The sequence below is a fragment of the Pseudomonas sp. SDO52101_S400 genome (assembly GCF_054071635.1).
This window is the reverse complement of sequence record NZ_JBSVWF010000119.1, coordinates 1-4,475: the sequence shown is the minus strand read 5'-3', so window position 1 is coordinate 4,475 and position 4,475 is coordinate 1. Positions and strand designations below refer to the sequence as shown.

The following is a 4,475-nucleotide window of genomic DNA, read 5'->3' as shown; positions in this document are numbered from 1 at the left end:
TTCCAAATGTGGGAGCGGGCTTGCTCGCGAAGGGGCAGGCCCAGCCAACACAAATCTACTTAAACCACCGCCGCCCGCCGCTGCACGAACCGGTCGACGTATTCGTCCGCCGGTGAATGCAGGATCTCTTTCGGCGTACCGACCTGGATCAGGCGGCCGTCCTTGAGGATCGCGATGCGGTTGCCGATGCGCACAGCCTCGTCGAGGTCGTGGGTGATGAAGACGATGGTCTTGTGCAGGGTCTTTTGCAGCTCCAGCAACTGATCCTGCATCTCGGCGCGGATCAGCGGATCGAGGGCACTGAACGCTTCGTCCATCAGGATGATGTCGGTGTCCGCCGCCAGAGCGCGGGCCAGGCCCACACGCTGACGCATGCCGCCGGAGAGCTGGTGCGGGTATTTGTTTTCGTAGCCCTTAAGGCCCACGGTGTTGATCCAGTGCAGCGCGCGTTCGGCGCACAGTTGCTTGGTTTCGCCACGGACTTTCAGGCCGTAGGCGACGTTGTCGAGCACGGTCTTGTGCGGCAGCAGGCCGAAGCTCTGGAACACCATGCTGATCTTGTGCCGGCGAAATTCGCGCAGGGCGTCCATGTCGTATTGCAGGATGTCCACGCCATCCACCAGGATCGCGCCGCTGGTCGGGTCGATCAGGCGGTTGAAGTGGCGCACCAATGTCGATTTGCCGGAACCGGACAGGCCCATGATCACGAAGATCTCGCCGGTACCGATGCTCAGGGACAAGTCGTTGACCCCGACCACGCAACCGGTTTCGTTCAGCACCTGCTCCTTGGTCTTGCCCTGGCCGACCATCGCCAGGGCGTCCTTGGAACGGTTGCCGAAAATCTTGAAGACGTTTTTGACTTCGATCTTGCTCACGGTTGCGTTGTTCATTTGCTCACCTCATGCCGTGGCCGACCATACGCCTGGGTAATGCGGTCGATGACCACTGCGAGAATCACGATCGCCAGACCGGCTTCAAGACCGCGTCCGACGTTGAGGGTCTGAATGCCCACCAGCACATCTTCACCCAGGCCACGGGCGCCGATCATCGAGGCGATCACCACCATCGACAGGGCCATCATGGTGGTCTGGTTGATCCCGGCCATGATGCTCGGCAGGGCCAGCGGCAGTTGCACGCCGAACAGTTGCTGCCAGCGGTTGGCGCCGAAGGCGTTGATCGCTTCCATCACTTCACCGTCGACCTGGCGGATGCCCAGATCGGTCAGGCGGATCAGCGGCGGTGCTGCGTAGATCACGGTGGCGAAAATCGCCGGCACCTTGCCCAGGCCAAACAGCATCAGCACCGGGATCAGGTACACGAAGCTCGGCATGGTCTGCATGATGTCGAGCAGCGGCATCAGGAACGAACGCAGGCGATTGCTGCGCGCCGAGAGAATCCCCAGCGGCACACCGATCAGCACCGAAATGACCGTGGCGACCATCATCAGCGCCAGCGTTTGCATCAGTTTGTCCCACAGGCCGACCGCGCCGACCAGGAACAGCAGGCCAACGATCACGGCGGTGGTCACGACTTTGCGCGTGGCGTGCCAGGCAACGCCCGCAACGATAGCGAGCATCAACCACCACGGAGCTGCGCGCAGCAGGCCTTCAAGGTTGACGATGGCCCACAGCAGGGTGTCGGAGATATGGCGGAACACGTCGCCGTAGTTGGTGACCAGCGCATCGACCCAACCGTTGACCCAGTCGGCGATGGAAAACGTAAAGCGTTCGGGAAACATAAGAGACTCTCAATCAAGGGGTTGCGATCAAGCGTCCGGCTGCCGTTGCCGGCAGCCGGTGAAGCTCGACCTACAAGGCCGCGTCGATTTTCCTGGCTGCGTCGTCGCTCACCCATGCGTGCCAGACTTCAGGATGTTCCTTGAGGAAGATTTTCGCCAGCTTCGGCGACTCGATCCGCTCCTTGGTCATGCGACCCAGGTTCTGGTTCAGCAAGTCGATCGGCAGGTTGACCTTTTCCAGCACGGCCACCAGCTCAGGCGCTTCCTCGTGGAACGTCTTGGACAGGCCGACCTTGATGGTCACGCGCTTGTCGACGCCCGGTTTCTCTTCCAGTTTGACCGCGTCGATCTGGCCCATCAGCGGGGTTGGCGACCAGTAGTAGAACAGGATCGGCTCGCCACGCTTGTAGCTCGACAACACCGCCGCATCCAGCGCCGGGCCGGTGCCCGGGCGGAAGTTGGTGTAGGTACTTTCCAGGCCGTAGCTTTTCAGCATTTCGCTGTTGTCCAGCTCGCAGGTCCAGCCGGCCGGACAGTTGTAGAAGCGGCCTTTGGAGGGCTCTTCGGCATCCTTGAAGATTGCCGAGTATTTGCCCAGATCAGCGATGTTTTTCAGGTCTGGCGCCTTGGCTTCGATCTTGCGCTTGGCATCACCTTCAATCACGTAGCGCGGCACGTACCAGCCTTCAATCGCACCAACGACCGGCGCGCCGACACCGACAACCTTGCCGGCCTTCTCGGCCTTGTTCCAGACCTCGCTGCGGCCGACCCACTCCTCGGCGAACACTTGAATATCGTTACTGCTCAGGGCGTTTTCCATAGTGATGGAGTTGCCCGGCAGGCTGTCGGTCTTGCAGTCGTAACCTTTCTCCAGCACGACTTGCAGCACGTCGGTCAGCAACATCGCGCTTTCCCAGTTCAGACCGGCGAATTTCACCGGTTTACCGGATTCGCACCAGCCGGCAGCCTGGGTGGCGCCAGCACTGGCCAGCAGGCCCATGGACAGCAATGTGGTCAGCAGGGTCTTGTTCGATTTCATTGTTGTGACGCTCCTAATCATGAATTGGCTTACGGCAGTTCAAGAGGCATCCAGCCCTGTCCACGTCCAATCAGGCCTGCGCCGCAGCGCGACCGGCCCCACTTGCTTTAGGTTGTACAACGCTGTCCTGCTCGACCGGCAGAATCAGTTGATCGGGCACGCTGCCGTGCCATTTTTTTGCGCACACGTAGTACAGCGCGGCAGGCAGTACCAGGCCGATGATCCAGGAGATATCCACATCCCCCAGCGCGGCCACCAGCGGACCGGTATAGAACTTGGTGGAAATGAACGGCAGCTGCACCAGCACACCGAACACGTAGACGCTGATACCCAGGAGGTTCCAGCGACCGTAGCGACCGTTCGGATCGGCCAGCGCCGGTACGTCATAGCGCTCGCGGGTGATGCAGTAGTAGTCCACCAGGTTGATCGCGCTCCACGGCGTGAAGAACGCCAGCAGGAACAGGATGAAAGACTTGAAGGCACCGAGGAACGAGTGCTGGCCGAGCAGCGCCATCAGCGTCGCCGCACCCACGATGACCAGCACGAACACCAGACGCTGCATGCGCGTTACTTTCAAGTCACCACGGAAACCGCTGATGATGGTCGCGATGCACATGAAGCTGCCGTAGGAGTTCAGGGTGGAGATGGTCACCTTGCCGAACGCGATGCTGAAATACAGCAGCGCAGCGGTGGCACCCGTGCCGCCCAGACCGACGATGTAAGCCACTTCATGACCGGCAAACTGACCGTTGGCCGAAGCCGCCGCGAACACACCCAGGACCATCGCCACCTGCGCGCCGATCACCGAGCCGGCACCGGCGGCGAAAAAGGTTTTCACCGAAGAAGTCTTGCTCGGCAGGTAGCGCGAATAGTCAGCCACATAAGGGCCGAAGGCGATCTGCCAGGACGCTGCCAGCGACACCGCCAGCAGGAAACTGCTCCAGCTGAAGTGGCGGATTTCCAGAAGTGCGCCGACGTCCACCTGACTCATCAGACGGCTGAACAGATAAACAAATGCAATCACGCCGATGACACTGGCAACGCGGCCGATCCAGTGGATCACCCGATAGCCGAGCACCGTGACCAGCACGATGACGCTGGCGAAAAGAAGGATGCCCACGGTGTCGCTGACGCCGAACAACTGGCCCAGCGCCTGACCCGACAGCACCGTGCCGGTTGCGGTGAAGCCGAGGTACATCAGGCACACCAGCACGATCGGAATCGCCGCGCCATAAACCCCGAACTGCACACGGCTGGAGATCATCTGCGGCAGGCCCAGCTTCGGCCCTTGCGCCGCGTGCAGCGCCATGACACCGCCGCCCAGCAGTTGACCGATCAACAGACCGATCAACGACCAGAACACATCACCGCCCAGCACCACGGCCAACGCCCCGGTGACAATCGCAGTGATTTGCAGGTTGGCACCCATCCACAGGGTGAACTGACTGAATAGACGACCGTGTCTTTCCGCTTCCGGGATGTAGTCGATCGAACGCCTTTCGATCAACGGTTTGTTGCTTGCACGATCGGTGTTGCCAGCCATGATTCAACCTCTGTGGATTGTTCTGGGTTTTGTTGTTGTATTGGCTTGAGCGGGAGCGAGCATGCTCGCTCCCGCCGGTTTTTATTTACCGGTGATCATCGGCAGGTTCAGGCCCTGCTCCTTGGCGCAGTCGATGGCGATCTGGTAACCGGCAT

At 60.6% G+C, this 4,475-nt stretch carries 5 protein-coding genes; all 5 read right to left on the bottom strand.

Annotated elements, in window-relative coordinates:
• Nucleotides 1-59 precede the first annotated feature (59 nt).
• Nucleotides 60-890 (bottom strand): quaternary amine ABC transporter ATP-binding protein, encoded by an 831-nt coding sequence (locus tag ACW9HX_RS28850; RefSeq protein WP_323161091.1) that lies wholly within the window; start codon nucleotides 888-890, stop codon nucleotides 60-62.
• Nucleotides 887-1,738, bottom strand: coding sequence for an ABC transporter permease (locus ACW9HX_RS28845; RefSeq protein ID WP_085711027.1), 852 nt, complete (start codon nucleotides 1,736-1,738; stop codon nucleotides 887-889). The genes ACW9HX_RS28850 and ACW9HX_RS28845 overlap by 4 nt, the downstream gene beginning before the upstream one ends.
• A gap of 70 nt (nucleotides 1,739-1,808) precedes the next feature.
• Entirely contained in the window at nucleotides 1,809-2,777 is a 969-nt protein-coding gene (locus tag ACW9HX_RS28840) for an ABC transporter substrate-binding protein (protein WP_457383181.1), read from the bottom strand.
• A gap of 70 nt (nucleotides 2,778-2,847) precedes the next feature.
• Nucleotides 2,848-4,320 (bottom strand): purine-cytosine permease family protein, encoded by a 1,473-nt coding sequence (locus tag ACW9HX_RS28835; protein WP_457383180.1) that lies wholly within the window; start codon nucleotides 4,318-4,320, stop codon nucleotides 2,848-2,850.
• 81 nt (nucleotides 4,321-4,401) lie between these two features.
• Nucleotides 4,402-4,475 (bottom strand): hypothetical protein (locus tag ACW9HX_RS28830; RefSeq protein WP_457383182.1); only part of this gene is annotated, 74 nt, incomplete at its 5' end.

Excerpts from the sequence above, each read along its gene's own strand:
- ACW9HX_RS28850 (WP_323161091.1), bottom strand. The coding sequence starts at position 890 with ATGAACAACGCAACCGTGAGCAAGATCGAAGTCAAAAACGTCTTCAAG.
- ACW9HX_RS28845 (WP_085711027.1), bottom strand. The coding sequence starts at position 1,738 with ATGTTTCCCGAACGCTTTACGTTTTCCATCGCCGACTGGGTCAACGGT.
- ACW9HX_RS28840 (WP_457383181.1), bottom strand. The coding sequence starts at position 2,777 with ATGAAATCGAACAAGACCCTGCTGACCACATTGCTGTCCATGGGCCTG.
- ACW9HX_RS28835 (WP_457383180.1), bottom strand. The coding sequence starts at position 4,320 with ATGGCTGGCAACACCGATCGTGCAAGCAACAAACCGTTGATCGAAAGG.